Raw genomic sequence first — 20524 nt, forward strand, 5'->3', positions numbered from 1 at the left:
TGAGCTTGTAATTAAAACATCCCGCCTATATTGCAAAATAAAACGGGGAGCCGGCAGGCTCCCCAATAAAAGTTTTACGGATGAATCAGCCTATATCTCCATGATTTCTTTTTCTTTCGCGGTCAAGAGCTTGTCCGTTTGCGCTATGTAACCATCGGTAATCTTCTGCACTTCCTCCTGAATGGCAAATTGCTCATCCTCGGATATGGCGCTGTCTTTTTTCAGCTTTTTAATCTCCTCATTGGCATCCCGCCGCAAGTTTCGCTGCTTGATCCGGCACTCCTCTGCCGCCTTGCGGACAACCTTGACCAGCTCCTTGCGTCTCTCCTCGGTCAGGACAGGAATTGACAACCGGATAAGCTTGCCGTCATTGCTCGGCATCAGCCCCAAATCCGATTTTTGAATCGCCTTTTCTATGGCGCCCAGAACAGAACTGTCCCACGGAGAAATAAGGATCATCCGGCTTTCCGGCGTGGAAAGAGAAGCCAACTGATTGAGAGGCGTCACCGTGCCGTAATATTCAACGCGAATCCCATCCAGCAGCGACAACGACGCCCTGCCCGTCCTTACCTTGCTGAAGGACTTCTCCAAAGACTGGAGCATCTTGCCCATATTTTCGTGAAGTTGCTCAAAAATTTCTTCTTTCATAGCCTTAACCTCCGACAATTGTGCCCACCGTCTGACCACAGATCACTTTTTTGATGTTGCCGGGTTTCTGCAGGTTGAAAACATTCAGCGGCAATTTGTTGGCCCGGCAAAGGGAGATGGCGGTTGCATCCATTACTTTAAGGTCTTTTGTCAACACATCGGTATAGCTTATTTTCTTATACATAACTGCGTCCGGGTTTTTTACCGGATCGCTATCATAAATGCCATCAACCTTCGTGGCCTTCATGATGATGTCAGCCTTTATTTCCACCGCCCGCAACACCGCCGCCGTATCGGTCGTGAAATAGGGGTTTCCGGTCCCGGCGGCAAAAATGACCACCCGCCCCTTTTCGAGATGACGCATGGCGCGCCTCTGGATAAAAGGTTCGGCGACGGCCCTCATCTCAATGGCCGTCTGCACGCGGGTAATGACGCCCGCATGTTCGAGGGCGCTTTGCAGGGCGAGGCTGTTGATAACGGTGGCAAGCATCCCCATATAGTCCGCCGTGGTTCTGTCCAGCCCCTTGGCGCTTTCCGACATGCCGCGAAAAATGTTGCCGCCCCCTATGACAATGCCCAACTGCACGCCCAGGGCCGCAACATCCCGTATTTCAGCGGCCAGGGCGTCAACAACGCCTGGATCTATGCCGGCGGAAAGCTTACCCATGAAGGTCTCGCCGCTCAGTTTCAGCAAAACCCTTTTGTAAACAGCCTGTTCCATAGTCTTCCTATTGCAGCTCTTCACCTAACTGGAACCTTGAAAATCTTCGGATCACAATATTTTCTCCGGTCTTGGCAATCATGTTGTTGACCAGGGTTTCAACCGAAACATCGGTATTCTTTATGAACTTCTGGTTGAGCAGACAAACCTCTTCATAGTACTTCTTCAGTTTGCCCTCCATGATTTTTTCCCACATTTTCTCGGGCTTTTTCTCTGCGGCAAGTTGGCTGCGGTAAATATCCTTTTCTCGTTCCAACGCCTCCGCGGGTATCTCCTCCGAGCGTATGTAGCGGGGATTGGAAGCAGCGATGTGCATGGCAATGTCCCTCGCCATGGTCTGGAAGTCATCGGTCTTCGCGACGAAATCCGTCTCGCAGTTAAGTTCCACCATAACCCCTATCTTGCCCCCCATGTGGATGTACGAGGCTACCGTTCCATCCTTCGCCGCCTTGGAAGAACGCTTCGTTGCGGCGGACATCCCTTTTTTACGAAGAAAATCAATGGCCTTTTCAAAATCTCCATTCTCCGCAGTCAAAGCCTGTTTGCAATCCATCATCCCGGCGCCTGTCTTTACCCGGAGCTCCTTCACCATCGCTGATGTTATTTCCAATTTATCCTCCTTTTCGCTCTTTACTGAGCCGCTTCCTGTTCCGGAGAAATGCCTTCCGGGGTTTCCAAACCCTTGCTTTCCACTGTTTCCGGGACATCGTTCTCGTCTTTTACGTAAGTGACTATGGGCCCGTCAGTCGCAACCCTTTCCTTGTCGCTTTCGGCCTGCAGACGCTCTTCAAAACGTTTTTTGCCTTCCAGCACGGCATCGGCCATCTTGGCGGAAAACAGCTTAATCGCCCTGATCGCATCGTCGTTCCCGGGGATTATGTAATCAATCACATCAGGATCGCAGTTGGTATCGACCATCGCCACAATCGGTATCTTCAGTTTTCTCGCCTCGGTCACGGCGATATCCTCCCGTTTGGGGTCAACAACAAACAGGCATTTGGGCAATTTTTTCAGCTTCCTGATCCCGCCTAAGACCTTGATCAGCTTATCCCTGTCCTTTTGCATGCCGAGGATTTCCTTCTTCGGGAAAGCCTTGATGCTGTCATCCTCGAACATCCGATCGAGTTCGTTCAAACGATCAATGCTCTTTTTTATAGTCACAAAATTGGTCAGCATGCCGCCCAGCCAGCGCTGATTGACGCACGGCATCTCGCACCTCGCGGCTTCATCCTGGATCGACTCCTGCGCCTGCTTTTTGGTGCCGACAAAGAGCAGCTCCCCGCCTTCGGCAACTGTATCCACAACAAACTTGTACGCCGTCTGAAAAAGCCCGACCGTCTGCTGCAGATCAATGATGTAGATCCCGTTTCTCGCGCCGAAGATGTACGTTTTCATTTTGGGATTCCATTTGTTGGTCTGATGACCGAAATGAACCCCCGCCTCAAGCAACAACTTCATTGAAATACTCGCCACTGTAAAATCCTCCTCTATTTGTTTTTTTCCCTCCACCACCATCATCTTGGCGGGGACCTTTACTTTAATAAAGGCAACGCCCGACAATCCGGGGGTGTGCGAATTTGCGCGGCTGATAACATAAAGATTAAAAATAAGCAAGGTGAAATAAGCTGTCGGCTTTCGTCTAACAGATGACCGCCTGCAGTTAAGTATGGTAATGCGCGTTGATTTTTACGTAGTCGAAGGAAAGATCGGATGTGCAAACCCGCCACGATTTTTTACCCATCCCCAGCGAGATGCCGATTTTTATTTCCGGCCTTTTCATGATTTTTGCTATTTCATCTTCCCTTCCTGACACTCCTTTGCCTTCTGCAAAAAGTGGGACATCCTCTATGAACAACTTCACCTGCAAAACGGGCAAATCGACGCCAACCGCTCCCGCCGCGGAGATAATCCTCCCCCAATTCGGGTCCTCTCCAAAAAATGCCGTCTTCACCAGATTGGAATTGGCAATGGCGTAGGCGACCTTCTCGGCATCTTTCTGCGTAAGCGCCTCGGTTACATTTATCTCAATCATCTTTGTGGCGCCCTCGCCATCCCGTACCAAGCTCTTGGCAAGCTCCAGCATCAAATCCGCAAGCATCTCCCCGAAGAGCGCCGCCGAGCGCGACCCCTTTTTTACGGGCCTGTTGCCCGCCACTCCATTGGCCATAATGACGGCGGTGTCATTGGTGCTCATACAGCCGTCAACCGTCACAGCGTTAAAAGTGCCTGCTGCGGCACGGTGAAACAGGGCATCAAGCGCCTCCTTTTCTATTGCCACGTCGGTCATGACAAAGGCCAGCATCGTCGCCATGTTGGGCTGGATCATCCCGGCCCCTTTGGCTATCCCGCAGAGGGAAATCTCGCACCCTCCTATCGCGCCGCGGCGAAAGGCGATTTTGGGAAACCGGTCTGTCGTCATGATTCCCGCCTCGGCGTCCGCAATGCCATTTTCATTAAGGCCGGCCACCAAGTCCTTAATTCCACCCACGATCTTTCCTAATGGCAAGCGGCGTCCAATGACGCCGGTGGAGGCGACAAAAATCCTTTCTTCATCAATGGCAAGTTCTGCGGCGAGAGCCCGGGAAACGGCCAGCGCATCGGCTATGCCCTCTTTGCCCGTTGCGGCATTGGCGACGCCGCTGTTGATGACGATCGCCTGAATCTTCCCGGAGCGGATTCTCTCCATATCGACTTGCACCGGGGCAGCCTTGAAACAGTTCGTCGTAAAAACCGCGGACGTTGTTGCCGGTTGCCGCGAAAAAATCAGCGACAAATCCCGCTCGCCGTTTTCCTTGATGCCAACCGGAATTCCATTGGCAAGAAATCCCGGAACCTTGCATTCCTGAACCTTTTTCATAACAACCTCGTCACCAACCATCTGCCGTAACGCTGCCGGCGCCAGAGCCTTTTTCAGCCCCTGCCGCAGCAATTCTTGTATTTTTTGCCGCTGCCGCAAGGACACGGGTCATTGCGCCCGATTTTCGGCTTGCTTCTTTTGATGGGAGCGGCGGCCTGCGCTTCATCCTCGCCCCGGGAAAGCCTGTAGTTCCGGCGCTGTTTTGCCTCGATCCGCTCTACCTCTTCCTCGCGGCGGACCTGCACCAGGCAGAGCTTCTCGACGCTTTCATACTTGATCCGACCGATCATCTCCATGAACATGTCGTATCCCTCTTTCTGATACTCCCGCACCGGATCCTTCTGGCCGTAGCCCCTGAGCCCTATTCCCTCTTTCAGGTGATCCATCGCCAGCAGATGATCCTTCCACTGGGAATCAATCGCCTGCAGCATGATCACCCGCATCAGATAATCCATCAGGGACTCGCCGAAATCGTTCTCCTTTTTTTTCAGATGTTCTTCGAGAGCCCCAACAAGCATCCCCTGCAGCGCCTCCGGTCCCGCTTCCCTGCCGGTTTCCGCCAAATCAAGCTTCAGCCCGAAACGGTGGAAGATTTCGTCGTCGAATCCTCCCAGATTCCACTCTTCCGGATGACTCTTTTCATCGATGTAAACCGGGGCCATCTCATCGGCGATCTCCCGGATCATCTGCTTGATGTCTTCCCGGAGCGTCTCGCCCTTGAGCACCCTTTTGCGCTGCTCGTAGATCACCTGGCGCTGTCGGTTCATCACGTCATCATATTCCAGCAAATGCTTGCGGATATCAAAATTCTGACCCTCGACACGTTTCTGGGCGTTTTCGATCGCCCTGGAAATGAGCTTGTGTTCGATAGGCTCCCCCTCTTCCATCCCTATCCGCTCCATAACGCCGGAGATCCGCTCGGCGCCGAAAATCCGGAGCAGATCATCTTCCAGCGACAAATAGAAGCGCGAAGAACCCATGTCGCCCTGCCGTCCGGAACGTCCCCGGAGCTGATTGTCTATCCGGCGGCTTTCGTGTCTTTCCGTCCCCAGGATATGGAGACCGCCCAGCTCGGCGACGCCTTCGCCCAGCTTGATGTCGGTGCCTCTTCCTGCCATATTGGTCGAAATGGTTACCTGTCCCGGCTGCCCGGCCTGAGCGACGATTTCCGCCTCCCGCTCATGGTTCTTCGCGTTGAGAACATGGTGCTTGATGCCGGTACGGGTGAGGTACTTGCTGAGCAATTCCGATTTTTCAATGGAAATTGTCCCGACCAGAACGGGCCTTTTTGCTTCATGCAGATCCTTTATTTCTTCTATGACAGCATTAAACTTCTCTTTTTCCGTCTTGTAGATGACATCGGAGAAATCCTCGCGGATCATCGGCATATTAGTCGGGATGACAAGAACCTCCAGATTATAAATCTTGCTGAACTCTTCCGCCTCGGTGTCCGCCGTCCCGGTCATGCCCGCCAGTTTTTCATACATGCGGAAATAATTCTGGAAGGTGATCGACGCCATTGTCTGGTTTTCCTGCTCGATCGTTACATGTTCCTTGGCCTCGAGCGCCTGATGGAGTCCGTCGCTGTATCTCCTTCCCGGCATTACCCGGCCGGTAAACTCATCGACTATGACAACCTTTCCGTCCTTTACCAGATAGTCAACATCCCGCTTGAAAAGGGTGTGGGCGCGCAGCGCCTGGTTGACATGGTGCAGCAGGTCTATATTTGCCGGTTCGTAGAGATTCTCCACCTTGAGACTATGCTCGACGCTGGCCACCCCCTCTTCCGTGAGCACGACCGTGCGGCTCTTTTCGTCAACGACATAATCCTTTTCCTTGCGCAGGCTGGGGATTATCCCGTTTACCCGCGCATATTTATCGGTAGATTCCTCCGAGGGTCCGGAGATGATCAGCGGCGTTCTCGCCTCATCGATCAGGATGCTGTCCACCTCGTCAACAATGGCGTAGTTAAAATCCCTCTGCACAAACTCCTCGATGTTGAACTTCATGTTGTCGCGCAGGTAGTCAAACCCGAACTCATTGTTTGTTCCGTAAGTGATATCTGAATGATAGGCGGCGCGGCGCTCGACGTCGTCCATTCCGTGGACGATTACGCCCACGTTCATACCCAGGAAGTTGTAGATCGGCCCCATCCAGGCCGCATCCCGCTGGGCAAGGTAGTCGTTGACCGTAACCAGGTGAACACCCTTGCCCGTCAAGGCGTTCAGGTAAATGGGGAGAGTCGCGGCCAGCGTCTTTCCCTCGCCGGTTTTCATCTCGGCAATCTTCCCCTCGTGCAGCGTCAGTCCCCCGATAATCTGGACATCAAAGGGCCGCATACCGAGCGTCCGCCAGGAAGCCTCGCGCGCGACGGCAAAAGCCTCGACCATAATGTCTGCGAGCTCCGCCCCGCTTTCCAGCTTTTGTTTGAAATAAGGGGTCTTGGCTTTCAGCTCCTCATCGCTCAAGGCCTTGATCGACGGTTCGAGGCGGTTTACCTCATCCAGGATAAGCGAAAGCCGCTTTATCTCCCTTTCATTCTTGCTGCCGAAAATTTTTTTCAGAACCAGACCAAGCATAATATCCTTTCAAAAAAAAACCGACCCCAGCTTCGGTCAGTTGACTATTAAATTCATTTTTTTATAAAGCTCCATATTCCCGATAATCAGCCAGAATATCATCAGTTAACTGTTGGCTGAAGATACCATACTGCCCCCCAAAGTCAAGCGACTATTTTATTCCAGATTTATCTTGACTTTGCAATTACGGTTACGCTAATAAATGCACCCGCATACCAGTGGCATCAAAGATAATCTGAAAGGAGCGTCCATGTCAAAATACGAATCAAAATCTATAAGAAACATGACCATCGTCGGCCATGGCGGAACAGGCAAAACAACATTATGCGAGTCATTCCTTTACCTGTCCGGGAAAACCGACCGGCCCGGCCGTGTTGATGACGGATCATCCGTTATGGATTATGAACCGGAAGAACAGAAAAAGCATGTCTCCATCAACTCCGCAACCAACAGTATCGACTGGAACAAAAGCCGGATAAACATCATTGACACGCCGGGGGACTCCAATTTCGCTTTCGACACGAAAAGCTGCCTCCGGGTGGCAGACGGGGCGGTAGTGCTTATCGATGCCGTGGGCGGCGTTGAATTTCAGACGGAAAAGGTGTGGGAATATGCAAACGAGTTTCACCTCCCCCGAGTAGTCTTCGTCAACCGTCTGGATCGGGAACGGTCTGATTTCTTCAAGGCGGTTGAAAGCGTCAAAAATCGTCTCGGCGCCAAGACCACGATCTGCGCGCTGCCGATCGGCAAGGAAGACTCCTTTACCGGCGTGGTTGACCTGACGATAATGAAGGCGCTGCAGTACGACGAGCAGAAAAAGGGAGTGAAGGCAGTCGATATCCCTGCCGATATGGCCGACACAGTGCAGAAGTACCGGGAAATACTCACTGAAGACATCGCCGAGACCGACGACAGCCTCATGAACAAATATCTGGAAAGCGGAGAACTGAGCCCCGAGGACATGGAAGAGGGTCTCAAAAAAGGAATCCTGAAAGGCTCGCTGATTCCTGTTTACTGCGGTTCGGCGCTGAAGCATATCGGCATCCATCCCTTTCTCGATGCAATCGCCCATTATTGTCCATCTCCTGTCGATCGGGGAGACATTTACGGCACAAAATTGGGAAGCGAGGAGCAGGAAGTCCGTGCGCCGGAAGAAAGCGCCCCTTTCTCGGCCTTCGTTTTCAAGACGATTGCCGACCCCTTCGCCGGCCGCCTGACCCTCTTTCGCGTCTATTCCGGAACCCTCAGCGCCGATCAGGGGCTCTACAATGCCTCCCGCAATCTGACGGAAAGGATCAGCACCATCTTCTTCTTGGAAGGAAAGAGCCAGAAGCCGGCAGAAAGCCTGGTCCCGGGCGACATCGCCGCGGTTGCAAAATTGAAGGAAACGGCAACGGGGGACACGCTGTGCGCTGAAAAAGCACCGATTGTTTATCCCCGCATGATCCCGCCTGTCCCGATTATCTCTTTTGCAGTAGAGGCAAAATCACGCGGCGACGAAGACAAGCTCAGCACCTCGATAAACCGTCTGATCGACGAGGATATGACTTTATCATTCAACAGAAACGATCAGACCAACGAGATGATCCTCTCCGGCATGGGACAGATCCATATCGAGGTCGCCGTCGAGAAGATGAAGCGCAAATTCGGTCTCGAGGTCATCCTGAAGACGCCCAAGGTTCCTTACCGGGAAACCATCAAGGGCAAGACAAGGATACAGGGCCGTTACAAAAAGCAGTCCGGCGGTCGCGGTCAGTTCGGCGACACCTGGCTGGAGATCGAACCTTTGCCGCGGGGGTCGGGTTTTGAGTTTGCCGACAAGATCTTTGGCGGCGTTATTCCGCAGCAGTACCGTCCCGCCGTGGAAAAGGGGATCGTGGAGGCGATGGAAGAGGGAATCCTCGCCGGCTACCCGGTAGTTGACCTCCGGGTGGCGTTGGTGGACGGGTCATATCACACGGTTGACTCCTCGGAAATGGCCTTCAAGATTGCGGGCTCCCTCGGTTTCAAGAAGGGGGTGCTCGATTGCCAGCCGATTCTCCTGGAACCCATCGTCAATATTGTAATCGAGATTCCCGATGAATACATGGGCGACGTGATCGGTGATCTGAACAGCAGGCGCGGCAAGGTGCTCGGAATGGATTCCCTCGGCCACAACCAGATCATCAAGGGGCAGGCGCCGCTGGCGGAGATTCTCCGCTACGCCCCCGATCTCCGCTCGATGACAAGCGGCCGCGGCAACTTCACCTACACCCATTCACACTACGAGGAGGTTCCCTCGTTCATAGCCGAAAAGATCATTGCGGAAGCGAAGAAGACCGATGCCTGAGACAAAATTTCGCGCCGCGGTGGTAACGGTCAGCGACCGGGGAGCGCGCGGTGAAAGGGAAGACAAAAGCGGCCCGGAGATTGCCCGCATCCTCGAGTCAATCGGGATAGAAATAGTCGCCCGGCGGATAATCCCCGACGAAAAGGAGGTTATCCGGCAGACGCTTGTGGAATTCTGCGCAGGCAATAAAATCGATCTGCTCCTGACGACCGGCGGCACCGGCGTCAGTCCCCGGGACGTAACCCCCGACGCCACCCGCGAAGTTATCGAACGGGAAATCCCCGGCATGGCGGAAGAGATGCGCCGGCAAAGCGGCCTTGTCACCCCGCACGCGATGATCTCGCGCGCCATCGCCGGCATCCTCAACCAGACCCTGATTATCAACCTACCCGGGAGCCCCCGCGGCGCCCGCGAAAATCTCAACGTCGTCCTGCCGGCCCTGAATCATGCGATTGAAAAGATCCAGGGAGACACCCGCGACTGTGCGACATGAGTGCTGTTGAATATAATTCATAAGCATTTAACCAAGCATTTCCGATAGCTGCTGACACTGAGGCATTCTCGGCAACCTGGCCAATTCATATCAAAAATCCCCTTTGCCGGAGAACCTGACCCAAAAACCATCAGCCTGGCGCGAGGACAGGCGCTGCCCAGTTTCCCGGGCCGCAGCATGTGGGAAGAGTTGGATATCATTCGTATGCGCCCTCATTGCGGTACAGTGAATTGGTCGTTCTGTGTTTGAGGAGAATTCGCCTGCTCCAACAGAAGTTCAAAGGGTCGCGCGCCTGCTTTGAGAAGATCGGCGTTATCTTCCACATCGAATGTAAACACCGGCTGTTTTCTTTTCAGCGCGGCATGGACGGTTGTCCAGGTCTTGCCGTTGGGGGAGGCGTAGGGAACCAGAAGCGCATCGGCAAGGGCGGCAACCAGATTGTTCCGCCTTACCGCCTGCGCGGCCGTCGTATGCCGGACATCATCGGCAAATGCGGAAAGCACAAGCAAACGGCCTTCGTCAATTGCTTGCCTTTCCTTTTCACCGAGGCGCAAACCTTTCAACCCTCTTGCCGGGCAGAGAATGATCGGCTGCCTGCCGCGCAACAGAATATCCAGACAATCCTGCTCCATCGGCGAAAGGAAGCCGCCCACTACCGCCATTCCCGCATCCCGCAAGGCACGGATGGCGTCAAATGTTTTGAGGACAAGACTGCCGGGACACTGAATCGAGCAAATCAGGCCCAGCAGACGCCGACCCAAAACAACCGTTTCGCCCAGCGCAACCAGTTGAGGAGGCGCATCTTGGAAAAGGCGGTTTTGCAGGACCGTTGGATAATCGCTGCCTCCCTGGACGATTCGTTGCGCGTTCACCGTTTTGACACTGCCCAGTTCTTTCATTATTGCCTTACACCGATTTCAGAAACTTCTTAACATCGTCAAAAACATTGTGATCAAAGGGCCAGTAGCCTCTTTGGGCGGCGATACCCAGAGACAAGGTTGGTTCTTCTTTGGAACTCAGAAAGACGCGCACGCGGGCTTTGTTCAACCATTTTTGTTTTGGACCGGCAACGTTCTGCTCTTTGAGACAGGTCAAATACTGCTCAACACACGCGCTGGCGTTATCTTCTTTTACAGCCGCAAGGCAAATATCCTCAAGGGCGCCCCTCTCATCAGCGCTCGGAAGAATCATGATGATAACGTCGGGCGAGCCATTATGTTTTGCCTTTGCCATTGCCTTTTTGGGAACCGGCAAACTGGCTTGTTTCAGGGCGTCGCCAATACTTTGCAGCGTTGCCTTCGGGTCGTCATCGGCATCCCTTACAATGCCCATACAGATGATGTCGGCGAAGTCAGGATCTTTTATCAATCCTTGCAGCTTACCAGCGAATTGATCCTTCCCGCCGACAGGGATCACCTGGATGTCGTCTATCTCCAGATGGCGCAACAATCCACCGAAAAATTCTTCCTCATCCCTGCCTTCCACCAGGAGCAGCTTACTTTTTTGCAGCTTCAAAGGCAGATCGCTTATTTCTATTCCACATGCAGGACAGGCGATCTTCTTCATCCCCTCACCTCAAGGGGTATGGACAAAGCGCCCTGCAGACTGTCCCGATCATAGGTGACGGCTCGAATATCCCCGTTTTTCCTGTCCAGCCGATGAAGCCGGAAACGGTAATGTTCTCTTTCCATATATGCCTCATGTGCGGCAACCAGGCATTCATGACTGTGCGTGGTAGCAAAAACCTGGGTATTGAAAAGGCTTGCCGCCGCGGCAACAACGCGCCACATGTCTTTCAACACGGAGTGGTGGATGCCGTTTTCAATTTCATCCACCAGCACCACGCCCCCCTGCGCCTCCCCAATGGCCAGAATTAACGAGGCAAGCCTTCGCGTTCCGTCGCCAAACAGAGAAAGGGGTATCGGCTCAAGGCAGCCTTTCAAATGGCCCCACATCATGGGGGCGCCCTGAGGGGAAAGAATCTCGATTTTTTCCAGGCGTGGTTCGATGATTTGTAAGGCCTCGAGGAGCAGATGGTCTCGTTTTTTCATTATCAACTGACTGAAGCGACGGTTTTCTTCCACGACGTTTGCAATGCCGCGGGAATTCAAAAATATGCCGCTCAACGAGGCATTTCGTCGTACAGGCGTTTTCATCCTTAATTCAAACCTGAGCACATCCCCCTGACCGACCTGGTATGGCACGGCAACCACCTTTTCACGTTTCCCTTTTTCGGCGGCATAGTCAAAGGTAATTTCTACTCCTGAACTCCTGACAAAATCCGCTCCCTCTTTTGGCGACAATTCCTCTATGACTGTCGCCTCGGCTGCTTTTGCCGTAATTGTCAGCGAACGTTTTATGCCTTTTATGGTTGTGGCGGCAAGCTCAATGGATTTGTCGTCTTCAAATTGCCAGAATAGCGAGCGCCAGGAAGAAAACATCTCCAGGCTCAGTCCACGCCAGTTGCCAATCCGCAGCGCCAATTCCGGATTGGTCTCGCCGATATGAAGAAACAGTGCCTCCAGCAGCGTGGTTTTACCCACATCATTCTTGCCTGTAATCAGATTAACCTGCTCCAGCGGTTCAATAACGATTTCCTTCAAGCACCGGAAGCGCCGGACCTGGAAACTACTGTACGGCAACAATGTTTCCACGTTATTCAATGGCACCGCGAAGGGGGCGACATCTTCCCGGACGGATTCGCTTTTTCCGCCCCTGCCCTTTTCCTTTATCTTCATAATGAGCTCCTCAATAAATCAGTCATTAATCGAGTTAAATCATATCAGAATACCAAATCCATTCCTTCTTTTTTTTCTTAATTTTCCTTTTTATTGGTTTCACTCCGGTAAGCGCCGCAATCCCGAGGGTCGTCAATCGTGTTGACCGTCAGCAGTTTCTGGATGTTTTTGATATTCGCTTCCGAGATTTCACTGTTCGTGGACAGGGTGTCCAATTTTTCGAGAACTTGAATATAATTGAGGACTTCTTCCTTGTCTTTTCGTTTGGCCATGATTTTGCGCCCGGCGGCAAGATCGCTTACCTGCTCCAGCGAAAGGCTGTTGCCCTCGATGCTGGTCGAAGAATGTGCGCTACGAACAATGGCCTCCCGTCGCAGGGATATTTCCCACCGGGGAATCAGCGGCGCACCGAGGATAACCTCCCTGGCCACGGCTATCCGGGTTAAAAAACCGACCATCTGATCGGTGTAGTTAAATTTCGGCTTAAACATAAAAATCGCCTTTCCCCCTTTACCCATCATCACCATTTTCATCGTCGGTGTTTCCCATGCGGTAATTGATGTCGTAATTGATGATGAAGTCCAGTTCCTCGTCGGTGAAGCCGTAGTGCTGAGCAAGCACTTTGTCGATTTCGTCAAGGAGGGGTTTGAAATTGTGAACAGTTATCTCTGGCGACTTGTATCCCTGCCGCTTCTCGAATAAAGTAGTGTTCTCATCATATGCTCGGTGAAGTCGATCCAACAGGTTGTTATCGCAATGCCGATCGGTGGGTAGCGGCATGTCATTGATGAAGCCTCTCGTCATGTGACGACAATCCGTGTATACCGTCCACAGCCAGTAGAACAGATTTGAATTCAGAACTAAATAGACAAACGCTCTTTCCCTCTCCAAAACTTGAATAGGAAACCATTGCGACGGATCAACTTTCACACCATTCCGGTAGGCGACAGGCTTATCACAGAGCGTCTTTGTCCAGTAGGACTCCCCACTATCATGAAAGTATAGCGATCCGCTGGACGGCCCGGTAAGTTGACCAATTCGTGATGAGGTATTTATAATTTTTCGGAGTAGTGATTCAGAGGGGTGAGATGCTACTTTTGGAATAATTCCTTTGACTGCTTGTACCTCTGTGACATCGGAGTAACATAGACGGGCAAACAGAGTCTCTCTCTCAGCGGCAGACCAGCGGAGATAATTGGTTGAAAAAAGCCGCCCACCTCGGCGCGGGCCAATCTCAGCAACGGCAATCGTATTACGCTGCATAATCTCAGCAAACAAGGGTTGTGGCCTGATAGCAAAATTACTCAACCATACGCTCGCGCAAATATTCATCAACTTTGCTCGGACTGATGACATCCTATCAGAGGATGCGATACTAATCGGGACGATCATGCCAAAACGTCCGCATGGTACTCCCAAGTTAAACGACCGCTCAATTACAAAAGCGAATAAATTTCCGCAACACTCTGTAGCAAAGTTGTGAACACAATAATCTTGCCTAACATTCCTATATTCCACATAAGGAGGATTCCCAATAATAACATCAAACCCGCCCGCGCTCATAATTCCATAAAACTCGACAAACCAATGGAGAGGCTGATGACTTTCTTTCCATTGGTTAAACGCCTGTTCATAAGCGGATTTTGAACCATAGTTTTTGGGTGTAATGCCATATTCGCCCACGAGGTTGCGGTCGAGTTCCGCATCGAGTTCGGCAAGGCGTTTGCGCAAATCCAGTTTGTCCTTGTGCGTGACCCTACCGCCGTATGTTGTTTGCTGGTGGCGATACTCCCGGAAAGCCAGTTTAACAATCTCCATGTCATCTTCAAAACACTTGTAGTTATCCTCATCTTCGCCCATGAGCAGCCGGCCCTGAACCTGCCGATCGGATTGACGCTCTTCCGTAAAGGCCTTACGCACCTGATCTGCCGTGGCATAGCCAACCAGAGTATTGCCTGCGCGGATGTTGAAATCTACATCCGGCAGCGGCTCGATCTGTTCTGCCGTTTCCACCTGGGCAACAAGCTTGAGGAAGAGGCGCAGCTTGCAGATTTCCACCGCTTCTTCCATGATGTCCACGCCATAGAGATTGTTGATGATAATGGACTTGAGAATGAAGTAGCGCTCATTGGGGTGCTTTTCGATCCGGGCCAGAACTTTTTTGAAGTCGCTGTATTGTTCCGGATGATGAGGCTTTCCCTCAAGGTCCTCGATAAACCTTTCCATCCGCTCCAGGCAATCTCCGTAAAGTGTCTCGAGAATCCGCAGGGCGGCGAACAGAAATGCGCCCGAACCGCAGGTCGGATCAAGAACGGTGAGCTTCTCGATGGCATACCAGAAGGCGCGCAGCAGCTCCGGCCCTTCGGCGTTGATAATGGCGTCTCGGGCTAACTGCCAGATGTCCAGGTTCAGTGTGATCAGGTCATTGATCTGACAGACTTCACCCCTTTGGAGTCTCTCGTGCACCTCCAGGCAGCGGGTTCGACGATAGACATATTCGCGCCAGGTTTCGGTGACCAGACGTATTGGATCACCGCCCGGCGCCTGCTGGAGGTTGTAGCGGTTTTCGTGCATGCGGGCCTCGGGGTCGTGCATGCCCTTTTGCACGAAATCGGGCAACTCGGACTCAGAAACAAGGGAACCGTCTTCGCGGAGCACTCCATGAAGGACAGCAGAATATATGTAGCGCTCCGGGTTATCGCGCAACAAGCGCCAGAGAGCGCCGTCGGGGTTGAAGGCGATGGCGCACTTCTTTTGGGCAGCATCGAAGATGAACGGGATAACGGTATTTTTGCTGATGTATTCGGTGATGTCCTCTTTGGTGTAGTAGGCGCCCATCTGCTTCTGGTTGATGTATTTCTCAAAGATGTAGCCGACCACATCGGGGTTGATTTCGTTGTCGGCGCGCAATGGACGCTCGTCAAGGTGCCAGTTGTACCGGTCGAAGAAATCGAAGAGATTTTCGAATGCTTTGTCCGGGATATCGATCTCAGGATAACGCTTTTCAAGATCATGGACTTCAAAGAAACCGCCGTTCAAGTAGGGAACCTTGCCGAGCAGTTTCTCCATTATTGGATCAAACCTGCGTTCTTCCGGAGATCTGCCCAGGCCATCCTGAAAGAGCCGCAAGAGGAAATAGCGGTAGAAGGACTGGAACTTATCCCTGCCCCTCGCCTGCTCAACCATCTTCAGCCGATTGCGGAGGTAATCCGTATCGCCATCGAGGAAGCCTTTCTTCTGAATGAAGTAGATGAACATCAACCGGTTGAGCATGAGCGAGGTGTACCACTGAAGATCGGCGACGGCCTTGATGCCCGTGATAAAATCGAGAAAGGCGGCATGCTCGGTCTTGAAGCGATCGTAGAAGCGTTTGGTAATCCTGTCCACGTCAAAGGCAGCCCGGGTGCGTCCCGCCACATCCACGACGGTGATTTGTTCCTCCTCATCAAGGCTTACAGCTATCTGATCAAGCCGCTGGATAAGGGGGTCGCCCGATTGGCGGATGTCAAAACGGTGGTCGCGACTGGCCAGGGGCTTGCCCTGCTCACGGCGGACCCATTGCCACACCTGCTGTCCGGCGCCCCTGTCGGCGTAAATGACGAAATGCTCGTGGACAGATTTGGTGGTCTGGTGGTCGATCTTCAGGCGTACGGCACGGTCCGGGATGGGGCCGTCGCAAACGAAGGCGACAAATCCCCGTTTCTGGGCGATGGCGCTCAGGAAAATGGTTCGTCCATCCACCGGGATTTCCAGCGCTGCCTGGTAATTATCCCAGCCAAGATGCTCGCGAAAAAGAGTTTTGAAATCGAACGATTTAAGGCATTGGCGGACATCGGTTACATTGATTCTCATGATGCTGCATCCTCACTCTTAAGGCCAAGGGAACAAATCACCCGGGGTTCAACCGACTCGACAGTCTCAGCGACGCGGCAGAGGCGGGCATCGGCGCGAAGCGATACTGCCAGATCGGCCAGCGCCTGGTTGCTGATGCCGCTCTTGAGCTGCCGGTTCAGTGTGTCGGTTGCGGACTGGAGCAGCGGACACTTGTAAATGTCCTCAATGGCCTTGCGGAGTTCAGGCGTATCGAAAAGGGCGCCCTTGATTTCTTCGGCGTATGCTTTGAGGCGTTCGTAAGTGCGGAAACGGGCGCCGGAGGGGCGGCCGAGTTGGCCGCCGACGGATTTCTCGGTCTCAACAATCATTTTTACGCCCTTGGCGACCATCTCATGGTGATCGTTATGGCGTGGCAGAGCCGGGGTGTCGGGAAGGCATTCGGCGGCTTTTAAAATCGTAAACTGAGATTCGGTAACGCTGTTGCCGTTCTTATCGATCCAGGCGAGGGCATCATTGCCCTCGGCGGTTCGAAGGTAAACCAACGCCCCCTCCGGCTGATTGGCCGTCGGCTTATGCGGCCGCGTCGAGTAAACCACGTTCGGCATGGCCGGGATGATCTTCGCCAGTTCGGGATTTCGGTCAATGGCGTTTTTCCATATCTGGTACGCATAGGAGGCCAGGTCAACCTCCGTGTCTTCGTCGCCGTCCAGGATACCCGCCTTCTCAGTGAACAAATCGCGAACCACCTGGTCATTGTCCTGATCTTCGAAGAACATCTCATCAGTGCCGACAACCTCGGCGTTCTCCCGCAGGCGCTGTTGAACCCGTGAGCGAAGACGAATGATCCTTTCCACACCATCGGCAGGCAAGAATGAGTAGCACAGTATCTTATCCGACTTTTGCCCGATACGGTCCACACGACCGGCGCGCTGGATCAGGCGGATGATAGCCCAGGGCAGGTCGTAGTTCACGACGATTGAACAGTCCTGGAGGTTCTGGCCTTCGCTGAGCACGTCGGTGGCAAGAACGACGCGCAGCTCATCTTCCGGCTTGATGTGTTTGTTATTGCTGACTGGGCTGAAACGGTAGGCAATGGCTGTGGGATCGTCCGTGTCGCCGGTGACGCCTTCGAGAGCCTGCAGACCTGCCGCCTTCAGTTGAACGGCAAGATAATCCACCGTGTCGGCAAACTGGGAGAATACCAGGACTTTGTCGTTGGTGTGCTTTTTGGTCAAGAGAGTTGCAAGTTCTTGTAGTTTCGTGTCACGCTTGGAATCCCATCCGCCGGCCTCTTTCAGGACATTCATCAGCGAACTGATGTCCTTACGCAGATCCTTGGCCAGGGCATCATTGAAAAGCTCAGGCTTGAGCCACTTGAACCTGCGGCGGAACTGTTTCGCATAAGTGTCGTATACATTGGATGCTCGCTCCTGAAATTCCCGTTCGGTTGCCACATGCGAGGTCGTGACGGCAGGATCTGCGGTCGCGTTGTTATTGTCGTCATTGTCGGCAGCGGGATCCCATAAGTCGGTGTCCTGGTCATTCGCCCAGGTATCGAGCAGGCCCATGTCTTGTGTCCCGATTGGGATGGGCAGCTCGTTCTCAATGGCATGGAGGCAGATAAAGTTGCGGAGGATGTGCCGCTCGATGGATAGGGTGAACGCTTGCCCGCTGCTCTCCAAACGCTTGAAGAGGTTCGTGCGGCAGAACCCCTTCAGTCGCGTGCCCGCGCGGGACAAATCGGCCAGCACCCTCGCTTCGTCGGGTGTCGGCGGTTCGTGGGGTGAAGGCTTCACATAGTTGCCCAAGCCGTATCGCGGAAGCGCCAGTCCGTTTACCGTATCGACTCCGTCGTCTGAAAACAGGCGCGCATAAGGGTCGTTAATGTCTTTCTCGTTGATCGTGAACTTGACCGTCTTGGGGATGCGCGTTGGAAAGTAGGATCTCGTGCCGTCCGAGAATTCGAGATACTTTCGGTTGCGCTCGTGGTCCAACTTGGCGTAGTTACTCTCGATAAAGCTTCGAGTGCGGCGGACAAGATAGAGCCGCATGAGATCCCGCCAGTCGTCAGCGTATTCGCTCTTCTCGAAGGCAGCCAGTGATCGAGGCGGACATTGGTGGCGCCGGATGAATTCCGTCTCACCGAGCTCACGGAGCAGCTTCTCAGGGCGAATGCCGATGTCCTTCTTTTCGTCAATGAATAGTCGGAGCTGGTTCGACAGATCAATGTAGGTCTTGTTGTATGGCGTGGCCGAAAGCAAAATCACGCGATTGTCATTGGTAGCGATATACTCGGCAATAGCACGATAACGACTGCCTTCTCTGTTTCGCAGGTTGTGGCTCTCGTCTATAAGCACCAGACGGAACCGCCTCAGATCTGGAAGCTCGCCTTGAGCCTGGGTAATGGAAAGCACCTTGGCCCGAAGACGATATTCTTGACGGTAATCCTCCCACATCCTCACCAAGTTCTTCGGACATATAATGAGTGTTTCGACGCCGTGATCATCCTCGAAGATGCGGGCGAGCGCAGTCGCCATCAGCGTCTTGCCGAGCCCAACAACGTCGCCGATTACAACGCCCCCGCGCTTGTTCAAATGGTGGGCGGCAATCTTCACCGCCGCCTTTTGAAATTCAAAAAGTCTGTCGCCGAAATCGCTGGGGATACGGAATTCCGTCAGACCGGACCGCGCCTCATGGGAAAGGTGATAGGCCATCTTAACGTAAATGTGATACGGAGGAATCGGATCGGGGCGCGCCCAACTGGTGTTGATGATCTCGACAAGCTCCTTAGAAATATCGATGCAGAACCTGTCCTCCCAACGGTCTTTGAACCACCTGGCAAGTTTGTCACAAGCATCGCGGTCAAGAACATCTACATTGAGTTCGCCCTGCTTAGAAAGACCAGCCAAAGTCAGATTGCTGCTGCCCAAATAACCGATCTTGGGATTAAGGGGATCTTGCCGGAAACACAGATAGAGTTTCGCGTGAAGTGGATGGCGAAGGAATAGCTTTACGATCAGCTTCCGCGCTGTAATTTGTGCCGCAAGGCGGCGAAGGCCCTCTTCATCATCGTTTGTTGGAATCCCTATGGTAAGCTGATCGCGAAAATCCTCAGCAAGCTTACGCTTCAAGGCAATGGCCGTTGCCTGATCAATTTGATCTTCGCCCCCGATCAGGCTCATGGCTGATCGCAGTTGGTCCTGCGGCATCTGCTGCATCCCGACAAGAAGCCTGCAGCAATGGCCATCCCCTCCTGTCCATTTCTCGACCAGTGAATCAACTTTTCGCCATCCGCGCAGGTTGAAATAACCAACGCAAAAATCCGCCCGTTCCGACAATCCCATCGCTTCCGAAAGGGTGGGCAAAAGGTGTTTTTCTATATTGTCGAATATCTGGGGCATTGTGTTATTGTCCTCCTGAATCAGAACAAATGCCGGGCGGAGGCCTGTACCGCCTGTCCGTTGTATATCAGATGGCTCAAGGAGCCTTGTACCTACCACAATGGATGCAATAAAGCTATAATAATAGGAGCCAATTGCAAAATAAGCTTATCCGTCGCCCCGGCATAAGCCGGGGCCCAGAACGGACTGAAATGACTGGATTATGAACATTAAGCTCCGCTTTTGAGGTTTTCGCCGGAATGACGCATACGGAGTTTTGCAATTGGCTCATGTGAAAATAGAATTTTTCCGTTTAATACCACACATTGAGCAACCAAGTTTTCGCAGGGACACGGGGCATGCCATGTCCCTGCCCCGCGACCGCATCAAACTTAATTTTCATCGTTCGTTGTGCATGTCTGAGGGCATGGGGGTCCTTTGGGTTGAGGGGGTCAGCCCTCGTCAGCATGATGTCACCGGTTTTACGAGAGGCATTTCGGACAGCCAGCTTCGGGCGGTTCGCATTTCCAGCCCGTCGGGATAGGTTTTCTCTCTTTTGAGTTCCTTGACAATCTGAATTTTTCTTGCACCGGTCAGATATTTATCGAAAAAGGCAAAGTTGGGACTCCTCTCCTCTCCTGCCCATTTAACTTCAACCAGCAGCGAGGGGCTATCCTCTTTGGTTAAAAAGAAATCAATTTTTCGGCCTTCCTTGTTTCTGATGTAAAAAACATCCCATTTTTCGCCAAGGCAATCCTCCCGAAAATGCGTTTCTTTCAGCAGGGCGCAGGCAACAAGATTTTCCAGCTTCATTCCCCGATCATCAGGCACCTGACCTGTATCGTAAAAATAGTATTTCGGGGATTTCAAGATGGACCTCGCAATGTTTCGGTGAAAAGGGGGCACCTTGAAAACGACATAGAGCGTCTCCAGAATGTCAAGCCA

At 52.8% G+C, this 20524-nt stretch carries 15 protein-coding genes; 2 read left to right on the forward strand and 13 right to left on the reverse strand.

What is annotated here, in order from left to right; translation table 11 throughout:
* Positions 1–90: 90 nt before the first annotated feature.
* From frr to secA, 6 genes are all read right to left on the reverse strand, one after another.
* Positions 91–648: a ribosome recycling factor gene (gene frr / locus K0B01_02975; GenBank protein ID MBW6485100.1), complete on the reverse strand. Its 558-nt coding sequence runs from the start codon at positions 646–648 to the stop codon at positions 91–93.
* Positions 649–652: 4 nt separating this feature from the next.
* A complete protein-coding gene (gene pyrH, locus K0B01_02980) occupies positions 653–1369 on the reverse strand; it encodes a UMP kinase (GenBank protein ID MBW6485101.1) in 717 nt (238 codons plus the stop codon).
* 7 nt (positions 1370–1376) lie between these two features.
* A complete protein-coding gene (tsf, locus tag K0B01_02985) occupies positions 1377–1979 on the reverse strand; it encodes a translation elongation factor Ts (GenBank protein ID MBW6485102.1) in 603 nt (200 codons plus the stop codon).
* 20 nt (positions 1980–1999) lie between these two features.
* On the reverse strand, positions 2000–2842 hold the full coding sequence (rpsB, locus tag K0B01_02990; protein ID MBW6485103.1) for a 30S ribosomal protein S2: 843 nt from the start codon (positions 2840–2842) through the stop codon (positions 2000–2002).
* A 187-nt stretch (positions 2843–3029) separates the two neighbouring features.
* Complete coding sequence (argJ, locus tag K0B01_02995; protein MBW6485104.1) at positions 3030–4226, reverse strand: bifunctional glutamate N-acetyltransferase/amino-acid acetyltransferase ArgJ; 1197 nt, start codon at positions 4224–4226, stop codon at positions 3030–3032.
* A 53-nt stretch (positions 4227–4279) separates the two neighbouring features.
* Complete coding sequence (gene secA, locus K0B01_03000) at positions 4280–6805, reverse strand: preprotein translocase subunit SecA (protein ID MBW6485105.1); 2526 nt, start codon at positions 6803–6805, stop codon at positions 4280–4282.
* Positions 6806–7055: 250 nt separating this feature from the next.
* Between secA and fusA the strand changes: the two genes are divergently transcribed.
* Both fusA and K0B01_03010 read left to right on the forward strand, forming a co-directional pair.
* Positions 7056–9134, forward strand: coding sequence for an elongation factor G (gene fusA, locus K0B01_03005; GenBank protein ID MBW6485106.1), 2079 nt, complete (start codon positions 7056–7058; stop codon positions 9132–9134).
* A complete protein-coding gene (locus K0B01_03010) occupies positions 9127–9627 on the forward strand; it encodes a MogA/MoaB family molybdenum cofactor biosynthesis protein (protein MBW6485107.1) in 501 nt (166 codons plus the stop codon). Before fusA ends, K0B01_03010 begins: the two co-directional genes overlap by 8 nt.
* A gap of 212 nt (positions 9628–9839) precedes the next feature.
* On the opposite strand, the gene K0B01_03015 is transcribed toward K0B01_03010, so the two are convergent.
* The 7 genes from K0B01_03015 to K0B01_03045 all read right to left on the reverse strand — a co-directional run.
* The gene (locus tag K0B01_03015; GenBank protein ID MBW6485108.1) at positions 9840–10526 is read right to left on the reverse strand and encodes a DNA-processing protein DprA; all 687 of its coding nucleotides are present in this window, start codon (positions 10524–10526) and stop codon (positions 9840–9842) included.
* 7 nt (positions 10527–10533) lie between these two features.
* A complete protein-coding gene (locus K0B01_03020; protein ID MBW6485109.1) occupies positions 10534–11193 on the reverse strand; it encodes a hypothetical protein in 660 nt (219 codons plus the stop codon).
* A complete protein-coding gene (locus K0B01_03025) occupies positions 11190–12365 on the reverse strand; it encodes an AAA family ATPase (GenBank protein ID MBW6485110.1) in 1176 nt (391 codons plus the stop codon). The genes K0B01_03020 and K0B01_03025 overlap by 4 nt, the downstream gene beginning before the upstream one ends.
* Positions 12366–12442: 77 nt before the next feature.
* Positions 12443–12898: a hypothetical protein gene (locus K0B01_03030; protein ID MBW6485111.1), complete on the reverse strand. Its 456-nt coding sequence runs from the start codon at positions 12896–12898 to the stop codon at positions 12443–12445.
* The gene (locus K0B01_03035; protein MBW6485112.1) at positions 12876–16217 is read right to left on the reverse strand and encodes an Eco57I restriction-modification methylase domain-containing protein; all 3342 of its coding nucleotides are present in this window, start codon (positions 16215–16217) and stop codon (positions 12876–12878) included. Before K0B01_03035 ends, K0B01_03030 begins: the two co-directional genes overlap by 23 nt.
* Positions 16214–19600 (reverse strand): hypothetical protein, encoded by a 3387-nt coding sequence (locus K0B01_03040; protein ID MBW6485113.1) that lies wholly within the window; start codon positions 19598–19600, stop codon positions 16214–16216. The genes K0B01_03035 and K0B01_03040 overlap by 4 nt, the downstream gene beginning before the upstream one ends.
* A gap of 441 nt (positions 19601–20041) precedes the next feature.
* A partial coding sequence (locus K0B01_03045) for a DUF4143 domain-containing protein (protein ID MBW6485114.1) occupies positions 20042–20524 on the reverse strand: 483 nt, incomplete at its 5' end.

The sequence above is a fragment of the Syntrophobacterales bacterium genome, assembly GCA_019429105.1.
Lineage (GTDB): Bacteria > Desulfobacterota > Syntrophia > Syntrophales > UBA5619 > DYTH01.

Coding starts and splice junctions, on each gene's coding strand:
- argJ (MBW6485104.1), bottom strand. CDS start 4,226: ATGAAAAAGGTTCAGGAATGCAAGGTTCCGGGATTTCTTGCCAATGGA.
- fusA (MBW6485106.1), top strand. CDS start 7,056: ATGTCAAAATACGAATCAAAATCTATAAGAAACATGACCATCGTCGGC.
- K0B01_03025 (MBW6485110.1), bottom strand. CDS start 12,365: ATGAAGATAAAGGAAAAGGGCAGGGGCGGAAAAAGCGAATCCGTCCGG.
- K0B01_03010 (MBW6485107.1), top strand. CDS start 9,127: ATGCCTGAGACAAAATTTCGCGCCGCGGTGGTAACGGTCAGCGACCGG.
- frr (MBW6485100.1), bottom strand. CDS start 648: ATGAAAGAAGAAATTTTTGAGCAACTTCACGAAAATATGGGCAAGATG.
- K0B01_03015 (MBW6485108.1), bottom strand. CDS start 10,526: ATGAAAGAACTGGGCAGTGTCAAAACGGTGAACGCGCAACGAATCGTC.
- K0B01_03040 (MBW6485113.1), bottom strand. CDS start 19,600: ATGCCCCAGATATTCGACAATATAGAAAAACACCTTTTGCCCACCCTT.
- pyrH (MBW6485101.1), bottom strand. CDS start 1,369: ATGGAACAGGCTGTTTACAAAAGGGTTTTGCTGAAACTGAGCGGCGAG.
- K0B01_03030 (MBW6485111.1), bottom strand. CDS start 12,898: ATGAAAATGGTGATGATGGGTAAAGGGGGAAAGGCGATTTTTATGTTT.
- K0B01_03020 (MBW6485109.1), bottom strand. CDS start 11,193: ATGAAGAAGATCGCCTGTCCTGCATGTGGAATAGAAATAAGCGATCTG.
- secA (MBW6485105.1), bottom strand. CDS start 6,805: ATGCTTGGTCTGGTTCTGAAAAAAATTTTCGGCAGCAAGAATGAAAGG.
- K0B01_03035 (MBW6485112.1), bottom strand. CDS start 16,217: ATGAGAATCAATGTAACCGATGTCCGCCAATGCCTTAAATCGTTCGAT.